15 protein-coding genes are annotated in these 17,133 nt (G+C 73.2%); 9 read left to right on the plus strand and 6 right to left on the minus strand.

Translation table 11 applies throughout. The features are described 5' to 3' along the window. The first annotated feature begins 94 nt into the window (after positions 1-94). From ACIA8F_RS07630 to ACIA8F_RS07645, 4 genes are all read left to right on the plus strand, one after another. Positions 95-646, plus strand: a complete 552-nt coding sequence (locus ACIA8F_RS07630; RefSeq protein WP_399377317.1) for a beta-class carbonic anhydrase — start codon at positions 95-97, stop codon at positions 644-646. A 173-nt stretch (positions 647-819) separates the two neighbouring features. Next, positions 820-1,830, plus strand: coding sequence for an AAA family ATPase (locus ACIA8F_RS07635; protein WP_399377318.1), 1,011 nt, complete (start codon positions 820-822; stop codon positions 1,828-1,830). After that, positions 1,830-3,239 (plus strand): DUF58 domain-containing protein, encoded by a 1,410-nt coding sequence (locus ACIA8F_RS07640; protein ID WP_399377319.1) that lies wholly within the window; start codon positions 1,830-1,832, stop codon positions 3,237-3,239. The genes ACIA8F_RS07635 and ACIA8F_RS07640 overlap by 1 nt, the downstream gene beginning before the upstream one ends. After that, entirely contained in the window at positions 3,236-5,659 is a 2,424-nt protein-coding gene (locus ACIA8F_RS07645) for a transglutaminaseTgpA domain-containing protein (protein ID WP_399377320.1), read from the plus strand. The genes ACIA8F_RS07640 and ACIA8F_RS07645 overlap by 4 nt, the downstream gene beginning before the upstream one ends. Before the next feature lie 323 nt (positions 5,660-5,982). Here ACIA8F_RS07645 and ACIA8F_RS07650 read toward each other — a convergent pair whose 3' ends face one another. Genes ACIA8F_RS07650 through ACIA8F_RS07660 form a run of 3 tightly spaced genes read right to left on the minus strand, consistent with a single transcriptional unit; the run spans position 5,983 to position 9,649 of the window. Continuing rightward, positions 5,983-6,615, minus strand: a complete 633-nt coding sequence (locus ACIA8F_RS07650; RefSeq protein WP_399377321.1) for a TetR/AcrR family transcriptional regulator — start codon at positions 6,613-6,615, stop codon at positions 5,983-5,985. 36 nt (positions 6,616-6,651) lie between these two features. Further along, a complete protein-coding gene (locus ACIA8F_RS07655; RefSeq protein ID WP_399377322.1) occupies positions 6,652-8,736 on the minus strand; it encodes a YhgE/Pip family protein in 2,085 nt (694 codons plus the stop codon). Then, a complete protein-coding gene (locus ACIA8F_RS07660; protein ID WP_399377323.1) occupies positions 8,708-9,649 on the minus strand; it encodes an ATP-binding cassette domain-containing protein in 942 nt (313 codons plus the stop codon). Before ACIA8F_RS07660 ends, ACIA8F_RS07655 begins: the two co-directional genes overlap by 29 nt. A 258-nt stretch (positions 9,650-9,907) precedes the next feature. Between ACIA8F_RS07660 and ACIA8F_RS07665 the strand changes: the two genes are divergently transcribed. The 5 genes from ACIA8F_RS07665 (at position 9,908) to ACIA8F_RS07685 (ending at position 14,074) form a co-directional block, all read left to right on the plus strand. Next, entirely contained in the window at positions 9,908-10,405 is a 498-nt protein-coding gene (locus tag ACIA8F_RS07665; RefSeq protein ID WP_399377324.1) for an SAV_6107 family HEPN domain-containing protein, read from the plus strand. A 70-nt stretch (positions 10,406-10,475) separates the two neighbouring features. After that, positions 10,476-11,234, plus strand: coding sequence for a class I SAM-dependent methyltransferase (locus ACIA8F_RS07670; protein ID WP_399377326.1), 759 nt, complete (start codon positions 10,476-10,478; stop codon positions 11,232-11,234). A 286-nt stretch (positions 11,235-11,520) separates the two neighbouring features. Continuing rightward, complete coding sequence (locus ACIA8F_RS07675) at positions 11,521-11,922, plus strand: DUF3040 domain-containing protein (protein WP_399377328.1); 402 nt, start codon at positions 11,521-11,523, stop codon at positions 11,920-11,922. Positions 11,923-12,048: 126 nt separating this feature from the next. After that, the gene (locus ACIA8F_RS07680) at positions 12,049-12,663 is read left to right on the plus strand and encodes a DUF4126 domain-containing protein (protein WP_383950572.1); all 615 of its coding nucleotides are present in this window, start codon (positions 12,049-12,051) and stop codon (positions 12,661-12,663) included. Between the two features lie 10 nt (positions 12,664-12,673). Continuing rightward, positions 12,674-14,074 (plus strand): phytoene desaturase family protein, encoded by a 1,401-nt coding sequence (locus tag ACIA8F_RS07685; RefSeq protein ID WP_399377329.1) that lies wholly within the window; start codon positions 12,674-12,676, stop codon positions 14,072-14,074. Positions 14,075-14,285: 211 nt separating this feature from the next. On the opposite strand, the gene ACIA8F_RS07690 is transcribed toward ACIA8F_RS07685, so the two are convergent. The 3 genes from ACIA8F_RS07690 to thiE form a co-directional block, all read right to left on the minus strand. After that, entirely contained in the window at positions 14,286-15,203 is a 918-nt protein-coding gene (locus ACIA8F_RS07690) for a hypothetical protein (protein ID WP_399377330.1), read from the minus strand. 50 nt (positions 15,204-15,253) lie between these two features. Then, positions 15,254-16,168, minus strand: a complete 915-nt coding sequence (gene metF / locus ACIA8F_RS07695; RefSeq protein WP_399377332.1) for a methylenetetrahydrofolate reductase [NAD(P)H] — start codon at positions 16,166-16,168, stop codon at positions 15,254-15,256. A gap of 152 nt (positions 16,169-16,320) precedes the next feature. After that, complete coding sequence (thiE, locus tag ACIA8F_RS07700) at positions 16,321-16,971, minus strand: thiamine phosphate synthase (RefSeq protein ID WP_399377333.1); 651 nt, start codon at positions 16,969-16,971, stop codon at positions 16,321-16,323. Positions 16,972-17,133: the final 162 nt, after the last annotated feature.

Here is a 17,133-nt window from a genome sequence, read left to right on the forward strand (position 1 = left end):
ACCCCTGTGGGTTAGCTCACAACAGGATCAGGTGACCTTCTTTGTCCACCCTCACTCGATGCTCACACGGCCTGTGACCACTAACGTCGTATCCATGACGACTTCCGTACCCCTGCCCGCCGCCTCCGCGCCCCAGGCCGCCGAGGAGCTCTCCGTCACCGACCGCCTCGTCGACTCGAACCGCACCTACGCGGCGAAGTTCGCCGACCCCGGCATGGACGCCCGCCCGGTCCTCCAGGTGGCCGTCGTGGCCTGTATGGACGCCCGCCTCGACCTGCACGCCGCCCTCGGCCTGGAGCTGGGCGACTGCCACACGATCCGCAACGCCGGCGGAGTGGTCACCGACGACACCATCCGCTCGCTCACCATCAGCCAGCGGGCGCTCGGCACCCGCACGGTGATACTCATCCACCACACGGGCTGTGGTCTCGAAAGCCTGACCGAGGACTTCCGGCACGAGCTGGAGGACGAGGTCGGCCAGCGTCCCGCCTGGGCCGTGGAGGCCTTCCGCGACGTGGACCAGGACGTCCGTCAGTCGATGCAGCGGGTCCGCACGAACCCCTTCCTGCCCCACAAGGACGATGTGCGAGGCTTCGTCTTCGACGTGCACACCGGCCTCCTGCGGGAGATCGATCCCACCTCTTGAGTGACACCAGGGCCAAGCGCCGTCAAGAATGCGGGGAGACGTCACCCGGAAGCACTTCCGGGACGGTGTCCGCGTTTCGACGATCTTGATTGCTCGCGTTTCTGAGGTGTTTCGGGGTGGGCCGGTCATGCGCCATGGGGCGCCGGCCCTGGGAAAGGGTCGAGGAGAACCAGGTGACCACGTATGACGACCGAGCGAGCCTCGCGGATCTGACCAGCACGGCGCAGCAGGTGCGGGAGTCGATCGAAAGCGTGATCGAGGGCAAGCCGGAAGTGGTCCGCCTCGCGCTGACCGTCCTGCTCGCCGAGGGCCACCTGCTGATCGAGGACGTTCCCGGCGTCGGCAAGACCATGCTGGCCAAGGCGCTCGCCAAGTCCATCGACTGTTCGGTGCAGCGCATCCAGTTCACCCCGGACCTGCTGCCCTCGGACATCACCGGCGTGAGCATCTACGACCAGCAGCGCCGGGAATTCGAGTTCAAGCCGGGCGCGATCTTCGCGCAGATCGTCATCGGCGACGAGATCAACCGGGCCTCCCCCAAGACCCAGTCCGCGCTGCTGGAATCGATGGAGGAGCGCCAGGTCACCATCGACGGCACCACCTACGCGCTGCCCAGCCCCTTCATGGTGGTCGCCACCCAGAACCCGGTGGAGATGGAGGGCACCTATCCCCTCCCCGAGGCCCAGCGCGACCGCTTCATGGCCCGGGTCTCGGTGGGCTACCCCAGCCCCGAGGCCGAGCTGCGGATGCTCGACGTGCACGGCGGGCTCTCCCCGCTCGACGATCTGACGGCCGTCGCGCACGCCCACGACATCGGCAAGCTCATCGAAGCCGTCCGCGAGGTGTACGTGGCCGCGCCCGTCCGGCGCTACGTCGTCGACCTGGTCTCCGCCACCCGCAGCCACCCGGACCTGCGCCTGGGCGCCTCCCCCCGCGCCACCCTGCACCTGCTGCGGGCCGTGAAGGCCTGCGCCGCACTGGCCGGGCGGGACTACGTACTGCCCGACGACGTGCAGGCCCTGGCCGGTCCGGTGCTCGCGCACCGGCTGCTGCCCACCGCGCAGGCCCAGCTGAGCCGGCGCACCGCCGAGCAGGTCGTCGCCGACATCCTCCAGCGCACCCCCGTACCGGCCGCCCCCTCGCGCGGCGAGATCCCGCCCGGCGCGGGCATCCGGGGCTTCTGATGAGCGCCGGCGCCCCGCACGGCGCGGGCGGCCGGGTCCCGCAGGAGGGTGGCGGGCTGCGCGCCTCGCTGGCCGGGCTGACCACCCGCGGCCGGTCCTTCCTGGCCGCCGGGATCGCCGCCGGGCTGTGCGCGTACGTCCTGGGCCAGTCCGAGCTGCTCCGCGTCGGACTGCTGCTCGCCGTGCTGCCGCTGCTCTGCGTGCTGGCCCTGCACCGCACCCGCCACCGGGTCTCCGGCACCCGCCGGCTGACCCCCATGCGGGTGCCCGCCGGCTCCGAGGCCCGGGTGCAGCTGCGGCTCGACAACACCTCCCGGATGCCGACCGGGCTGCTGATGCTCCAGGACCGGGTGCCGTACGTGCTCGGGCCCCGGCCCCGCTTCGTGCTGGACCGGGTGGAGCCGGGCGGCCGCCGCGAGGTGTCCTACCGGGTCCGCTCAGATCTGCGCGGCCGCTACCCGCTGGGCCCGCTCCAGCTGCGGCTCACCGATCCCTTCGGGCTGGTCGAGCTGACCCGCTCCTTCTCCGCGTACGACACCCTCACCGTCATCCCGCGCACCGAGGCCCTGCCCCTGGTGCGCTTCACCGGCGAGTCCTCCGGCTACGGCGACGGCAGCCGCCGCTCGCTGGCCCTGGCGGGCGAGGACGACGTGATCCCGCGCGGCTACCGGCGCGGCGACGACCTGCGGCGCGTCCACTGGCGCTCCACCGCCCGCTACGGCGAGCTGATGGTGCGCCGCGAGGAACAGCCGCAGCGCAGCCGGGCCACGGTCCTGCTGGACACCCGGCGCCTCGCCTACGAGGGCGCCGGCCCCGACTCGGCCTTCGAGTGGGCCGTCTCCGCCGCGGCGTCGGCCCTGGTGCACCTGCTGGAGCAGGGCTTCTCCGTGCGGCTGCTGACCGACACCGGGGACTGCGTGCCCCGCGAGGGCGGCGGCTTCACCTCCGGCGGGCAGGAGTCCGCGGAGGCCGCGGGGCTGATGATGGACACCCTCGCGGTGGTCGGCCACTCCGACGGCGCGGGGCTCTCGCGGGCCTGCGACGCGGTGCGCAGTAACGGCGCCGGCAGCGGTTTCGGCGGAGCGGGCGGGGACGGGCTCCTCATCGCCTTCTTCGGAGACCTGGACGACGTACAGACGGGGCTGGCCGCCAGGATGTGCCGGCGCGGCGGCGGCGCCGTGGCCTTCGTCCTGGACTCCGCGGACTGGTCCGGACGGCCGCCGGGGCTGGCCTCGGTCATGGCCCAGGGCCTGCCTCCGCTGGAGGAGCGCCTGGCCGGGCTCCAGGACGCGGGCTGGACGGCCCTGGCCGCCCCGCCCGGGGTGCCCTTCGGAGACCTGTGGCGCCAGGCGGGCAACGCGCCGATCGGCACGACGGGCGGTTCGGGTTCTGCGGGGGGCTGGGGATGAGCGGGCGGGCGAGACTGACGGTCTTCGCGGCTCTGGCGACGCTGTTCACCGCCTGGTCGCTGAACCCGCTGGTGGAATCGGGCGGCTGGCTGCCGCAGGCGGCGCTGCTGCTGGCGCTGCAGAGCGCGGTGGGCGCCGGGGCGCGGCGGGTGCCGCTGGCCCGGACGCTGACCGTGGCGGCGCAGCTCCTCGTATCGCTGCTGGCGCTGATGCTGCTGTTCGGCGGGAAGCTGCGGTCCGCGGCGAGCGACGGCCTGTTCGACTACCTCGTGACGGACTTCGGCGCGCTGTTCCGCCAGGGCGTGCAGGACGTGAACGAGTTCGCGATGCCGGCCCCGCTGACGGACGGGATCCGGCTGCTGCTGGTGTCCGGGGTACTGCTGATCGGGCTGCTCGTCGACCTGCTGGCGGTGACCGTACGGACGGCCGCCGCGGCCGGGCTCCCGCTGCTCGCGCTGTACTCGGTGGCGGCGGGCCTCTCCAGCGCCACCACCGGCACCAGCGCCTCCTGGATCGCCTTCCTCCTCGCCGGCTGCGGCTACCTCCTGCTCCTGCTGTCCGAGGGCCGCGACCGGCTCGCCCAGTGGGGCCGGGTCTTCGGCGCGGCCCCGCGCGGGCAGGTGGCGGCCGGATACTCCGGCGGCGGCCGGGCGCTCGCCCCGGTGCGCACCGGGCGGCGGATCGGCGCGGTCGCGCTGGGTCTGGCGCTCGCGGTGCCGGCGGTGCTGCCCTCGCTGGGCAGCGGCGTGCTCGGTTCGGGCAGCGGCCCGGGCGACGGCGAGGGCAACGGCCTCGGCCCCTCGATCCAGGCGGTCAACCCGCTGGTCTCCCTGCAGAGCAGCCTGAACACCCAGGACAACCGGGTGGTGCTGCGGTACCGCACCAACAGCCCGGAGGCCGGCGAGCAGTACCTGCGGATCCTGGCGCTGGACGAGTTCAACGGCATCAAGTGGGAGGCGTCGGGGCGGGCCCTGACGGACGTCCCCAAGCGGATGCCGAACCCGCCCGGGGTCAGCGAGAGCGTGCTGAACGGCGCGACCGAGGTGGAGACCTTCATCTCCTCGGCGCAGACCTACGCACAGCGCTACCTGCCGATGCCGTATCCGGCGACGGGGGTGGACATCACCGGGAAGTGGCGGTTCGAGCCGGCCGGGCGGACGCTCGTCGGGGACCAGCTGGGCAAGGACAAGTTCCAGAACGCGCAGGGCGTGCAGTACTCGGTGCGCAGCCTGCTGCTGAACCCGACGGCGGAGCAGCTGCGCAGCGCGCCGGCGGCGAATCCCGAGATCGCGGCCGAGTACACGAAGGTGCCGGACAACCTCCCGGAGGTCGTCGTCCGGACGGCCCGCGAGGTGACGCGCGGAACGAAGGACGACTACTCGGCGGCGGTCAAGCTCCAGGACTACTTCGCGGTGAGCGGCGGGTTCCGCTACGACACGAAGGTCTCCTCGGGCACGGGCTCGCAGGCCATCGCCAAGTTCCTCGCCGACAAGGAGGGCTTCTGCGTCCACTTCGCCTTCTCGATGGCCTCGATGGCGCGCACGCTCGGCATCCCGGCGCGGGTCGCGGTCGGGTTCACGCCCGGGGTCAAGCAGTCCGACGGCGTCGTCAACGTCTCGATGCGGGACGCGCACGCCTGGCCCGAGCTGTACTTCGAGGGGGTGGGCTGGACCCGCTTCGAGCCGACCCCGCGATCGGGCATCACGGTGCCGGACTACAGCCTGCCCGCCGCCCCGCGGCCGCAGACGAGCGCGCCGACGGCAGCGCCGTCGGCGAGTGCGGCGCAGCCTTCGGCCGGGCCCTCGACGGCGGAGGACTGCCCTCCGGACCAGAAGAAGCTGGGCGAGTGCGGTCCGGCCGCGGCGCAGCGGAACACGGGCGCGGGCGACGGCGGCCCCTCGGCGGGCACGGTCCTGGCCTGGACGGCCGCGGGCATCCTGCTGCTGGGCCTGCCGCTGCTGCCGTTCTTGTGGCGCGGGCGGCTGCGGGCGCGGCGGCTCGGATCGGGGCAGGTCCTGGCCGCCTGGCGGGAGCTGGGCGACGCCGCGTGGGACGTCGGGATCCTGCCGGACGAGGCGCTGTCCCCGCGGGGGGCGGCGGACCGGCTGGTGTCCCTGGGCCGACTGGACGCGGAGGCGGCCGATGCCGTACGCCGGGTCGCGGGCGGGGTGGAGCGGGAGCTGTATGCCCCGCCGGGGGCGGAGGCCCCGCACGGGGAGCCGGCCCCGGACGTGCTGCTGGCCCGGGCCGGGCTGCTCGCGGGGGTGTCCCGGTGGGCCCGGCTGCGCGCGCTGTTCTTCCCCCGTTCGGCGGCGCGGATCGGCTGGGCCGCCGCGGCCCGCCGGTCGGCCCTGACCACCCGCTTCGCCGACACGGCCTCCCGGGCCCGGTCCCGCCTCCCCGCACGCGGCCGCAGCTGACACCAGCCCGGCCCCGCACCCCCTGCGGGGCCGGGCTGCGAGCCGGGAACGGGTCCGGGGCCGGGGCTCGATCCCCCCGAGCCCCGGCCCCGTTCCCACCCCGTCGGTCGGAGAGACCCGGTCCGCACCTGCCGCCCCGTGTCGGCCGTGCGCGCCGGGCCCCTGTCCGTTGCCCCCAGTCTGGCGTGCCGCCCCACCGCACCCCATCCGCGCGGGTACTCATTTCCGCGTCTAGGTACGGATACTCAGCCGCCCCACCAGTTCTACGCCGCCCCGCCACCCCCGCGGCACCGCCGATCGGGGGTCACCGGCGACCGGAACCGTCAGCGGTTCCCGCTCACCCTGCCCCGCAGCAGCAGCGACAGCGCCGAGTGCACGTCGTCGAGCGAGCGCTCGCTCTGGAAGGACTGCCAGTCGAGCGCCGCCACCAGCACCATCCCCACCAGCGCCGCGGCCGTCAGCGGCACGTCGATCTCCGTGCTGAGCTCGCCCCGTTCCACGCCTTCCCGCAGCACCGTCTCCACGACGGCGACGGCCTCCCGCCGGACGACCATCAGCGTGGACTGCCAGGTCCGGTTGGTGCGCCACAGCTCGGCGACGTAGAGCTGGGTGAAGGCGGGGTACCGGTCGATGAAGACCAGTCCGGCCCGGATCATCTCGTCGAGCGCCTCGACCCGGGTCCCGCCCCTGGCCTCGGTCGATTCCGCGGCCGTCCGCAGGGATGCGGTCAGGAGTCCGACTCCGTGCCGCAGCAGCTCCTCGAAGAGGTCGTTCTTGCTGGCGAAGTTGTAGTAGACGGTGCCCTTCGCCACGCCCGCCCGCTCGGCGATCTCCTCGACCGTGGTCGCGGAGAAGCCCTGCTCCGCTATGAGGGTGACGGCTGCTTCGTAGAGCTTCTGCCGTGTGGCCTGGCGGCGGCCGCCGCCCGTGGCCGTACCGGTGCTGCTGCTATCCATGGCGCTGATTGTCACAGGTCAACCTGTCCCTTCCCGCTACAGGCTCAGTTCGGGGCGCAGCCGGTCCATCGTCCACACCTGCTTGCCGCGGGCGGCGAGCGCGGTCAGGGCGAGGGCGCCGGCCGTGAAGGCGGTGAGGACCAGGCAGCCCTGCCAGACCGGGGCGAGGTCGCCGCCGGTGATGAGCCTGCGCAGGCTCTCGACCACGTAGGACATCGGCAGGTAGGGGTGGATGGCGTTGAAGAAGCCGGGGCTGGTCTGGACGGGGTAGGTGCCGCCCGCCGAGGTGAGCTGGAGCATCAGGACGGCCAGGACCAGGATCCGCCCGGCCGCGCCGAACTTGGCGTTGAGCCACTGGACGATCGCGGCGAAGCAGGCGGTGACCAGCATCAGGAAGCCGACGGTGAGCGCCGGCCGGGCCATCTGCAGGCCGAGCCCCCAGTGCAGTACGGACATCAGTGCGCCCACCTGCGCGGCGCCGATCCCGGCCACGGGCAGCCAGCCGGCGAAGGCGATCCGCCAGGGCGAGGCCCCGGCGGCGAGCGCGCGCCGGTTCAGCGGTGCGATCAGCATGTAGGCGACCATCGCGCCGACCCAGAGGGAGAGCGGGATGAAGTACGGGGCGAAGCCGGTGCCGTAGTTGGGCGCCTTGTGCAGGGACTGGTTGGCGAGCCGTACCGGGTCGGCCATGACCTCGGTGCGGGCGTCGCGCTGCTGCTGGTCGTAGGCCGGGATCTTGCCCGCTCCGTCGTGCAGGCCGCCGGCGAGTTCGCCGTTGCCGTCGACGAGCTTGACGAGGCCGCCGTCGAGTTCGTGCGCGCCGGCGCCGAGCTTGCCGACGCCCGCGCCGAGCGCGCCGGAGCCCTCGGTGGCGGAGCCGATGCCGGTGTGCAGCTTGGCCATGCCGGCGGAGACCTTGTGGGCGCCGTCGTTGAGGGCGTTCACCTGGGTGACCGCGGCTTCGAGGTCCGCGGAGAGGCCGGGGGCCTTCGTGACGAGGAGCCGGGCTTCGCGCTCCAGGTCGCCGAGCTGATTGTGGAGGGTGGCGAGGTCTCCGTTCGCGTCCTTGAGCAGGGTGTTCACGTCACCGGCGAGTTCGGCGGCTTCGGCCGCGTCGTCCTTGAGCCGCTTCAGCTGCGGGCAGGTTTCGGGGAGCGGCTTGGCGCCGGTGGTGCAGGTCTTCGCGTAGACGTCGGCGGCGCCGGTGGAGACGCGCTGGGTGACGGTGGCGGCGGCCGGGGCCGCCTTGGCGAAGGCTTCGAGGTGCTTGTCGACGACCTGTGCGGTGTCGGCGACGAGTTCGGCGCTGTCCGCGAGGCTCTTGGGGTCCTTGAGGAAGGGGCGGGCCTTGTCGGCGGCGCCGCCGACCTTGTCGGCGAGCTTCTGGGTGCCCGCCGCGACGTCCCCGGCCCCGGTTTCCAGCTGGGCGGCGGCCCCGTTCAGCTTCTTCAGGCCGCCGGTGAGCTCGCCGTTCTTCTCCTTCGCGGTGTCCAGGCCGTCGGCGAGGTCCTTGGCGCCCTTCTGTGCCTTGCCGGCGCCGTCGGTGAGCTTGTCGGCTCCGTCGGCGGCCTCGGCGGTCTTGCCGTGGAGGTCGGAGAAGTTGACGAAGATCTTGTCGAGGAACCCGCGGGAGGCGTTGGTGGACGCCGCCGAGCGGACCTCGGAGAAGACGGTGCGCGAGATCGAGCCGACGATGTAGTTGTTCGCGTCGTTGGTGCGGACCTGGAGGGCTCCGGTGGCGGGGTCCTCACCGGAGCTGGAGGCGATCTTCGCGCTGAAGTCGGCGGGCATGGTGAGGGAGAGGTAGTACGTGCCGTTCTCCAGCCCCTTGGCCGCCTCTTCGGCGCTGACCTCGCGCCAGTCGAAGGTGTTGCTGTCGTGCAGTTTGCGGGTGATCTCGCCGCCGGCGTCGATCTGCTTCCCGTCCACGGTGGCGCCCCGGTCGGAGTTGACGAGGGCGACCGGCACCTTGTCGAGGCGGCTGTAGGGGTCCCAGAAGGACCACAGGTACAGGGCTCCGTAGAGCAGGGGCAGCAGGAGCAGCGCGACGAGGGCGGCCCGGGGCAGCTTCCCCCGCCCGAACCGCTTCAGCTCAAGCGCGGCCAGCTTCGGCGAGCGCATCGTCGTCCCCCTTCGTGTCGTGCGGATCATGGGCGGCGGCCGGGTGGCGGGTCGCGTCGGAACCGCCGGATGCGTCGGATGCGTCGGAACCGCCGGATGCATCGGAGCCGGGCGGGGTGGCGGCCCGGGTTCCCCAGGTGATCTTGGAGTCCGTGGGCCGGGGCACCGGTCCGGATCCCGCGGCCGGGGCCGTGCCCGGAGCAGCCGCGGGTTCCGTCGCCGGGACCGTGCGCAGGACCGTCACGTCGGACGGGGCCTCGCTGCACACCGCGAGGACGGTGGTGCCGCGGGCGGCGAGGGAGCGCAGCAGGTCCCAGGCTTCGGCGCGTTCGGCGTCCGAGAGCTTGAGGTCCAGGTCGTCCAGGGCCAGCAGGCGCGGTGAGCCGAGCAGCGCGATGGCCACGGACAGCCGTACGGATTCCAGCCGTTCGAGGTCCCGTACCGAGGTGCGGGGTCCCTTCGGCAGGGCCGCGACGTCCAGTCCGGCGGCGGCCAGCGCGGCGTCGATCCGGGCCGCGGTGGAGGCGCGCCGCTCGCCGCGCGGGCGGAGCAGGGCGCGCACGGGGCCGTCGTAGCGGCGCTGGAGCAGGGCGCCCTCGCGCAGTTGCTCGGCGACGGTGAGGGCCTGGTCGAGGTCGTTGACCCCGGGGACCGGGCCGAGGGCGGCGATGCGGCGGACCGCGGCCATCTTCTTCGGCAGCCGGTGGCGGCCGATCTCGGCGTGGCCCTCGGTGGGCTTCATGCGGCCGGTGAGGGCGAGGAGCAGGCAGGTCCGCCCGCTGCCGGAAGGGCCTTCGACCGCGATGAGCGAGCCGGGCGCCGCGTCGATCCCGATCCCCCGGAACACCCAGCCGCGCGGGCCCTTGACTCCGAAGTCCTCGGCTTTGACGGCCGCGCCGTGCGGGCTGTCCACACCCTCCCCCTTCTTTTAAACTGACCGGTCAGTTCAAAAACTAGCATCCTCGGCGGCATCCGCTGCGCACCGGGCGGCAGTTGCCCGGCCATCACCCCGGAGCCCGGGGCAAAACTGCAGGTCAGCGCGATTGTCAGTGGGGGCCGTCACGATGGGTACACGTAAGAACGGCTCGATTTGCTCGAAGTGCTCGATGTGCTCGATGTGTAGGAGCTGCACCAGGCAGCGCGATGCGTATGCAACGACAGGAGGTTCGTCATGGCCACACCGTCCCCGTCCCCTGTCCACCCCGTCCCCCGGAAGTCGTCGGCCGACCCCGCCGCCCTCGACCTGCTCGCGAAGGCCCACGAGGGCCTGGCCGAAGCCGCCCGGCTGACCCGGCCCAACGAGCGGTACGCCACCGCCCATCTCGCCGCGCTGCGCGCCGCCGCGGCCGTGCTCGCCGCCCGCGGCCGGCCGGAGCCGGTGCACCCCCGGCGCAGGCCGCGGATCCGCAGCGCGTGGGAGGTGCTCCCGGAGATAGCGCCCGAACTGGACGAGTGGAGCGCGCTCTTCGCCTCCGGCGCGGCCCGCCGGGCGCGGGCGGAGGCCGGCATCACGGGAGCGGCCACCGGCCGGGACGCGGACGATCTGGTGCGTGCCGTCGCGATGTTCCTGCGTCTGGTGGAGCGGATGCTCTCGCTCCGCCCGCCGGCCCCGGCCGCCCCGGCCCAGGGCCTGCCGCTGCCGCGTGCGGAGCGTCCGGACGTGGGATGACCTGCCCGGCAGCCGGAGGCCATAGGGTGGGCAGCGACCGCTCACCCAACGCGCCGAGGAGCCATCAGCCGTGTCGGACACTTCCCGCCCCCGCGCCTCCCTCCGCACCGCCGTGGTGTGGGAGGTCCTCAAGGAGGCGCTCGACCGCCGGGTGAAGGCGACCGGGCGGGACGTGCTGGACGTGCTCGACACGGGTGGCGGCACCGGCAAGTTCGCCGTGCCGGTGGCCCACCTCGGCCACCGGGTCACCGTGGTCGACCCGAGCCCCAACGCGCTGTTCGGTCTGGAGCGCCGGGTCGCCGAGGCCGGCGTGGCCGATCTGGTCCGCGGGGTGCAGGGCGACGCCCAGGGTCTGCTCGATGTCGTCGAGCGCGATTCCTACGACGTGGTGATCTGCCACGGCGTGCTGGAGTACGTGGACGACCCGGCCGAGGGCGTGGCCAACGCGGTGGCCGCCCTGCGCCCCGGCGGCATCCTCAGCCTGCTCGGCGCCGGACTCGGCGGTGCCGTCCTGGCCCGCGCCCTGGCCGGGCACTTCACGGAGGCCCGTACGGCCCTGACCGACCCGGCGGGGCGCTGGGGCGCGGGCGATCCGGTACCGCGCCGCTTCACCGCCGAGCAGCTCTCCGCCCTGGCCTCCGAGGCGGGTCTGGCCGTGGGCGCGGTGCACGGGGTGCGGATCTTCGCCGACCTCGTCCCGGGCGTTCTGGTCGACACCGAGCCGGGCGCCGTCGAGGCCCTGCTGCGCCTGGAAGAGGCCGCGGCCGAGCTCCCGGCGTTCCACGCGGTCGCCACGCAGCTGCACATCCTGGGCGAGAAGCCCGCCTGATCTGCGGAGCTCGGCGGGAACGCGGTGCGCCACTCACCCTCCGAACCGGGGTCGTGACCCGTATGATCGGGGTCAGCGCCCGGCATGCCGAGCGGACCTCTGGGGAATAACGCCCTCAGTGGGCCGTTCAAGACGGCGCTGAGCATTCCCCAAGCGGTACTTTTTACGGGCAGTGTTTTTTTAGAACGTGGCGTAGAGGGCGGGTATCACGGGGGCGATTCCCCGCCTATCCTGAAGGGGACCCCTGGTCGCTACCCCCCGCGACCGACGGATGAGGAGGACTCCCGTGCCGCTCTCGGAGCACGAGCAGCGAATGCTCGAGCAGATGGAGCGAGCGCTGTACGCCGAAGATCCCAAATTCGCTACAGCGCTTGAGGGAAGCGGACTGCGCACGTACACCCGGCGACGGGTCTACCAGGCAGTCGCAGGCATTGTGGTGGGTATCGCGCTCCTCATGACCGGTGTGATCGTGCCGAACGTACTGTGGATCAGCGTGGTGGGATTCCTCGTCATGCTGGGCTGTACGGTGCTCGTGGTCACCGGTTGGCGCAAGGCACCCAAGCCTGGTGAGCAGCCCGTCTCCGGTAGTGCAGTCGGTTCGCCCCATGGGCAGAACCGGCAGCGTCGGTCGATGATGACCCGTATCGAGGAACGGTGGCAGCGCCGCCGTGACGATCAGGGGCAGTAGGCCCCACCGACAGACTCGGGTGAGGGGACGGCCGCCGGAAGGCGGCCGTCCCCTCACTGTTTTCCCCGGTTTTCCGCTGTTTCCCGATTCCGCGCCGGATCACGGCTTCTGGGACATGATGATCAGATGAGTGTGCTCCCCCTGGTCTTCACCAGCGGCTGGGCCAGCGGGATCAACGCATACGCCGTGGTCCTGCTGCTCGGCATCTTCGGCAGGACCGGCCTGACCGACGAGGTCCCCGCCTCCCTGCAACGCACCGACGTGCTGATCGCGGCGGCCGTCCTCTTCCTGTGCGAGGCCGTCGCCGACAAGATCCCGTACGTGGACTCCCTCTGGGACACCGTCCACACCGTGATCCGCCCGCTGTCCGGAGCGGTGGTCGGTGCGCTGCTGGCCGGGCAGAGCGGCTCGCTCTCCGACATCACCGCCGGCGCGGTCGGCGGTACCACGGCCCTGGCCAGCCATTTCGTCAAAGCCGGCACGCGCATGGCGATCAACACCTCGCCCGAGCCGTTCAGCAACGTCGTGATGAGCACCGCCGAGGACCTCGGCGTCGGCGGGATCGTCACCTTCGCGATGTTCAATCCCGAGGCCGCCGCGATCATCTGCGCCGTCCTGCTGATCATCGGACTCGCCCTGCTGATCTACCTCTGGGCCAAGATCCGCCGCTACCTGCGCCGCCGCGCCCAGCGCCGCGAGGAGAAGAGGCTCGCCGACGAGGTCGCCCGGGTCGCTCGATAGGCTCAGCGGCATGGCACGAATTGCGGTGATCGGCGCCGGGATGGGCGCGATGGCGACGGCGGCACGGCTGGCCGTGGCCGGACATCAGGTGACGGTGTACGAACGCGGGGCGACCTACGGCGGAGCCGTCGGCCGGTACGCCCGCGACGGCTTCGTCTTCGACACCGGCCCCGGGCTGGTGCACCTGCCCGCCGTCTACCGCGATCTGTTCGTCAAGACCGGCAAGCGCCCTCTGGAGGAGTGCGCGGAGCTGGTCCAGATCGACCCCGCCGTCCGGTACGTGCTCCCGGACGGCCGTACGGTCACCTTCCCGGGCGGCTCGCACGGCGGCGCCGCGGCCGCCGTCGAGGCCGCCTTCGGGCCGGGCTCCGGAGACCGCTGGAGCGCGGTCCTGAGCCGTGCCCGGGACGCCTGGGACGCCACCCGCCGGCCGCTCCTGGAGGAGCCGCTGAAGCAGGACCGGTCGGCCCTGGGCCGCGATCCGTACCCCGCCCTGCGCGGGAGCGGGCTGCTGCGCCGCCGGCCGCCGACCCTGGCCGAGGTCGCCGCCCGCGAGCTCGGCGGCGACGGCTTCGACGAACTGCTCACCTCGCGCGTACGGGCGTACGGGATCGATCCGGCGACCGCGCCCGCCTCGGCGGCGGTGCTGCCCTACATGGAGCAGACCTTCGGCAGCTGGTACGTGCGCGGCGGGGTCCGGGAGCTGGCCACCGCCGTGTACGAGCGGTGCCTGGAGCGGAAGGTGGCCTTCGCGTTCGGCGCGGCGGTACGGGAGGTGCTCGTACGGGACGGCCGGGCGGCCGGGCTGCGGCTGGCCGACGGCACCGAGGTGACGGCCGACCACGTGGTCTGCGCGGCCGACCCGCAGCTGGTGGAGATGCCGCCCGCCCTTGACTCCGCGCCCGCCCGTACGGAGCCCGCGCAGTGGTACACCCTGTTCGCCGCGCTGCGCGGGGCCCGCGAGGACGGGGCCGCGCACCGCACGCTGGCCGGCCACGTCACCGTGCTGCGCCCCGACGACCCGGCCGCCCGGCCGGACGCCGGGCACGAGGCGGTCACCGTGCACGCCGTGGTGACGGCGGGGACGGCGGCCGCTCCGACCGCCGAGGACCTGCTGGCGGCGGCCGCCCGCGTCGTCCCCGGGCTGCGGGAGCGGCTGCTGTGGCACGAGCTGCGCACCCCGGCCGAGGTCGGCGAGGCCACGGGGTCGGCCGGGGGCCGGGTGCCCGCGCCCTCGCTGGCCGGCGCCGGCGGCCGGATGCTGCACCCCGCGAACACCACCGGCGTGCCCGGGCTGTACCTGGCGGGCGGCTGGGCGCACCCGGGCGGCGGGCTGGCGCACGCCGGGATGACGGGGGCCCTGGTGGCCGGGCTGATCGTGGAGGGCGCCGGCTTCCGCGGCTCCCGGTAGGGCCGCGGGCCCGGCAGGATCCGAAAGGGACGGCCCGGCAGACGGCCTAGGCCGTCTCTTTCGGATCTTGTCGGCCGAGCCCGCGGCGTCCGGTGCCGTGCCCGGGCGTGCTGCCGGGGCGTTCGCGTACTGGGCGTACGTGGTCGCCCCGGCAGTGCGGCCGGGCGTGGTGCCGGGCGTCGCGGGCCCGGCAAGATCCGAAAGAGACGGCCTAGTAGCGGTACTGCTCGTACTCGCCCGTGCCCTGGTACGGATACGGGTAGGGCTGCTGCTGCTCCTCCGCCGGGTAGGGCTGGTTCGCGTCGCGCTGCTGCGGGACCCAGACCCCTCCGGGCGGGGTGTCCGTGGAGTACTGCTCCTGCTGCCCGGTGGCGTACGGGTCCGGGGCGTAGCCGCCGTACGGGGCCGGGTAGCCGTACGGCTGCTGCGGGGCGACGGCTCCGCCGGTGCCGATGTACGGATCCGAGTAGGCGGCGTAGACCTGCTGCTCACCGGGGGCCGGGTAGCCGGTGGTGTAGTCGTAGCCGCCCTGGGTCTGCGGGTCGTAGTACGCCGCGTACTGGTGGGCGTCCTGCTCGGCCTGACCGGACGGGGCGAACGAGGTGAACGGGGAGGCGAAGGCGCCGGTCTCGCCGGGGGCTCCGTACGGACCGGTCGCGTCGGAGGCGTCGGCGGCCGGCTGCCCGGGGTGGAATCCCTGGACCTGGGCGCGCACGGCCCCCGTGGTGAACGCGCTGGAGTCCTCGTCGGAGTCCTCGTCCCCGGCCGGATCGGGCCCGTACTCCAGGGCCGTCACCTCAAGGGACGGCTCCGGGCGGGTTCCGGCCGCGGGCCGGCGGCGCCGGCTCTGCGCAAGCTCGGGCTCGGGGGCCTTGCCCCGGCGCAGCGACCAGCCGGACACGAAGCCCTTGCGGAAGGAGAGGGTCACCAGCGTCTGGCCGATCGCGAACGCGACGGCACCGGCCCCGATGACGAGCACCGACGGCAGCACGACGCCGGCGACCACGCCGACGAAGCCGGTGAAGGCGAGCAGGCGCCAGCGCAACCGGGCCTTGTACTGCATCAGGACCTCGGCAAGCAGCCACAGCGCGACGAAACCGAACGCGATGTAGAGGACCGTCATTCCCATGCGGGGCCCCTCTCGGTACGGCCGCCCGCCCGGGAACGGGGGCCGGCCGATCAGGCCCGCTGGTGCAGGCCCAAGTTCTCGTAGATCTCCAGCGTCGCCGTGGAATTGTTCAGCGTGATGAAGTGCAGCCCCGGGACACCCTCGGACAGCAGCCGCGCGCAGAACTCCGTGGCGAACTCGATGCCAATGGAGCGTACAGCGGCCGCGTCGTCCTTGACGGCGAGCATGCGCTCTTTCACGGCCGCAGGGAAGACTGCGTTGCTGAGTTGCGGGAGGCGGTCGAGCTGCTTGATGTTCACAACAGGCATGACCTCGGGGATGATCGGGGTGTCGCAGCCCGCCTTCGCGACGCTGTCGCGCATCCGGAGGTAGTGGTCCGGATCGAAGAACATTTGGGTGATCGCATAGTCGGCGCCCGCGCGGCACTTGTCCACGAAGTGCCGGATGTCCGTGTCCCAGTCGCTGGAGCGCGGGTGCATCTCGGGGAAGGCCGCGACGCCGACGCAGAAGTCGCCGGACTCCTTGACCAGCCGGACCAGGTCGGCCGCGTAGTGCACGCCCTCGGGGTGCGGCACCCACTCGCCCATGGGGTTGCCCGGCGGGTCTCCGCGCACGACGAGCATGTTGCGGATGCCGGCGTCGGCGAACTGGCCGATGACGTTGCGCAGCTCGGCGATCGAGTGGTCGACGGCGGTGAGGTGCGCGACCGGGGTCAGCGTGGTGTCCGCGGCGATCTGCTCGGTGGCCCGGACGGTGCCGCCGCGGGTGGAGCCGCCGGCCCCGTAGGTCACGGAGACGAAGCTCGGGGCCACGGCCTCGACCCGGCGCAGCGCGTTCCAGAGGTTGCGCTCGCCCTTCTCCGTCTTGGGGGCCCAGAACTCGAAGGAGTACGAGCGCCCGGACGCGATGAGGTCGCGGACCGTGTGTGCACGGTCCGACCAGGTGGAAGAGGTACCAAGGGCCATACGGGGAGGTTAGACGCGGTCCGGTGTCCGTCGAAGCGTTGTCCACGGATTGGACGCGGAAATGAGACGCCGGGGTGGTGCGCGGGCCCCTTCTCCGCCGCCCGAGGTCGGCCAGGCCCTCCCTTTCGGCCCCTCTTCGGCCCCTTTTCGGCCTAGCCGAGCCGGGCGCGGACCCGCCGGGCGAGGTCGGCGGCGGCGGCGCCGGGGTCGGAGGCCTCCGTGAGGGCCCGTACGACCACGACGCGGGAGGCGCCGGCGTCCAGTACCTCGTCCAGGTTCCCCGCGTCGATCCCGCCGATCGCGAACCACGGCCGGTCCTGCGCGAGCGAAGCGGCGTGCCGGACGAGGCCGAGGCCGGGGGCGAAGCGGCCGGGCTTGGTGGGGGTGGGCCAGCAGGGGCCGGTGCAGAAGTAGTCCACGCCGGGCTCGGCGGCGGCCGCGTCGACCTCCGCCTCGGAGTGGCAGGAACGGCCGATCAGGACCTCCCGGCCCAGGATGGCGCGGGCGGCGGGCACCGGGATGTCGCCCTGCCCGAGGTGCAGCACGTCGGAGGCGATGGCGTGCGCGACGTCGGCCCGGTCGTTGACGGCGAGCAGCTTGCCGTGGCGGCGGGCCGCCTCGGCGAAGACCTGGAGGTGCTCCAGCTCCTCGCCCGCCTCCATGCCCTTGTCGCGGAGCTGGACGATGTCCACCCCGCCGGCGAGGACGGCGTCCAGGAACTCGGGGAGGTCGCCCTGCCGCTTGCGGGCGTCCGTGCACAGGTAGAGCCGGGCATCGGACAGCTGGGCGGCGATGGCGGACATGGTGGGTACCCCCGGGTGATGTGTCGTGCGTACACACGCGGTGGGGGGGGCGCCCCCCGGGGGGCGCCCCCCCCCCCCCCCCCGGGGGGGGGGGGGGGGGTGGGGGGGCCGGACGCGCGGCGCGAACAAACGCGGCCGCGCGGGGTCAAAACGCCCGGTAGC

The sequence above is a fragment of the Streptomyces sp. NPDC051563 genome (assembly GCF_044454225.1).
Lineage (GTDB): Bacteria > Actinomycetota > Actinomycetes > Streptomycetales > Streptomycetaceae > Streptomyces.

What these genes read in the sequence shown, in the direction of transcription:
- ACIA8F_RS07630 (WP_399377317.1), top strand. Translation starts at nt 95, where the DNA reads ATGACGACTTCCGTACCCCTGCCCGCCGCCTCCGCGCCCCAGGCCGCC.
- ACIA8F_RS07640 (WP_399377319.1), top strand. Translation starts at nt 1,830, where the DNA reads ATGAGCGCCGGCGCCCCGCACGGCGCGGGCGGCCGGGTCCCGCAGGAG.
- ACIA8F_RS07645 (WP_399377320.1), top strand. Translation starts at nt 3,236, where the DNA reads ATGAGCGGGCGGGCGAGACTGACGGTCTTCGCGGCTCTGGCGACGCTG.
- ACIA8F_RS07650 (WP_399377321.1), bottom strand. Translation starts at nt 6,615, where the DNA reads ATGGATAGCAGCAGCACCGGTACGGCCACGGGCGGCGGCCGCCGCCAG.
- ACIA8F_RS07655 (WP_399377322.1), bottom strand. Translation starts at nt 8,736, where the DNA reads ATGCGCTCGCCGAAGCTGGCCGCGCTTGAGCTGAAGCGGTTCGGGCGG.
- ACIA8F_RS07665 (WP_399377324.1), top strand. Translation starts at nt 9,908, where the DNA reads ATGGCCACACCGTCCCCGTCCCCTGTCCACCCCGTCCCCCGGAAGTCG.
- ACIA8F_RS07680 (WP_383950572.1), top strand. Translation starts at nt 12,049, where the DNA reads ATGAGTGTGCTCCCCCTGGTCTTCACCAGCGGCTGGGCCAGCGGGATC.
- ACIA8F_RS07685 (WP_399377329.1), top strand. Translation starts at nt 12,674, where the DNA reads ATGGCACGAATTGCGGTGATCGGCGCCGGGATGGGCGCGATGGCGACG.
- ACIA8F_RS07690 (WP_399377330.1), bottom strand. Translation starts at nt 15,203, where the DNA reads ATGGGAATGACGGTCCTCTACATCGCGTTCGGTTTCGTCGCGCTGTGG.
- metF (WP_399377332.1), bottom strand. Translation starts at nt 16,168, where the DNA reads ATGGCCCTTGGTACCTCTTCCACCTGGTCGGACCGTGCACACACGGTC.
- thiE (WP_399377333.1), bottom strand. Translation starts at nt 16,971, where the DNA reads ATGTCCGCCATCGCCGCCCAGCTGTCCGATGCCCGGCTCTACCTGTGC.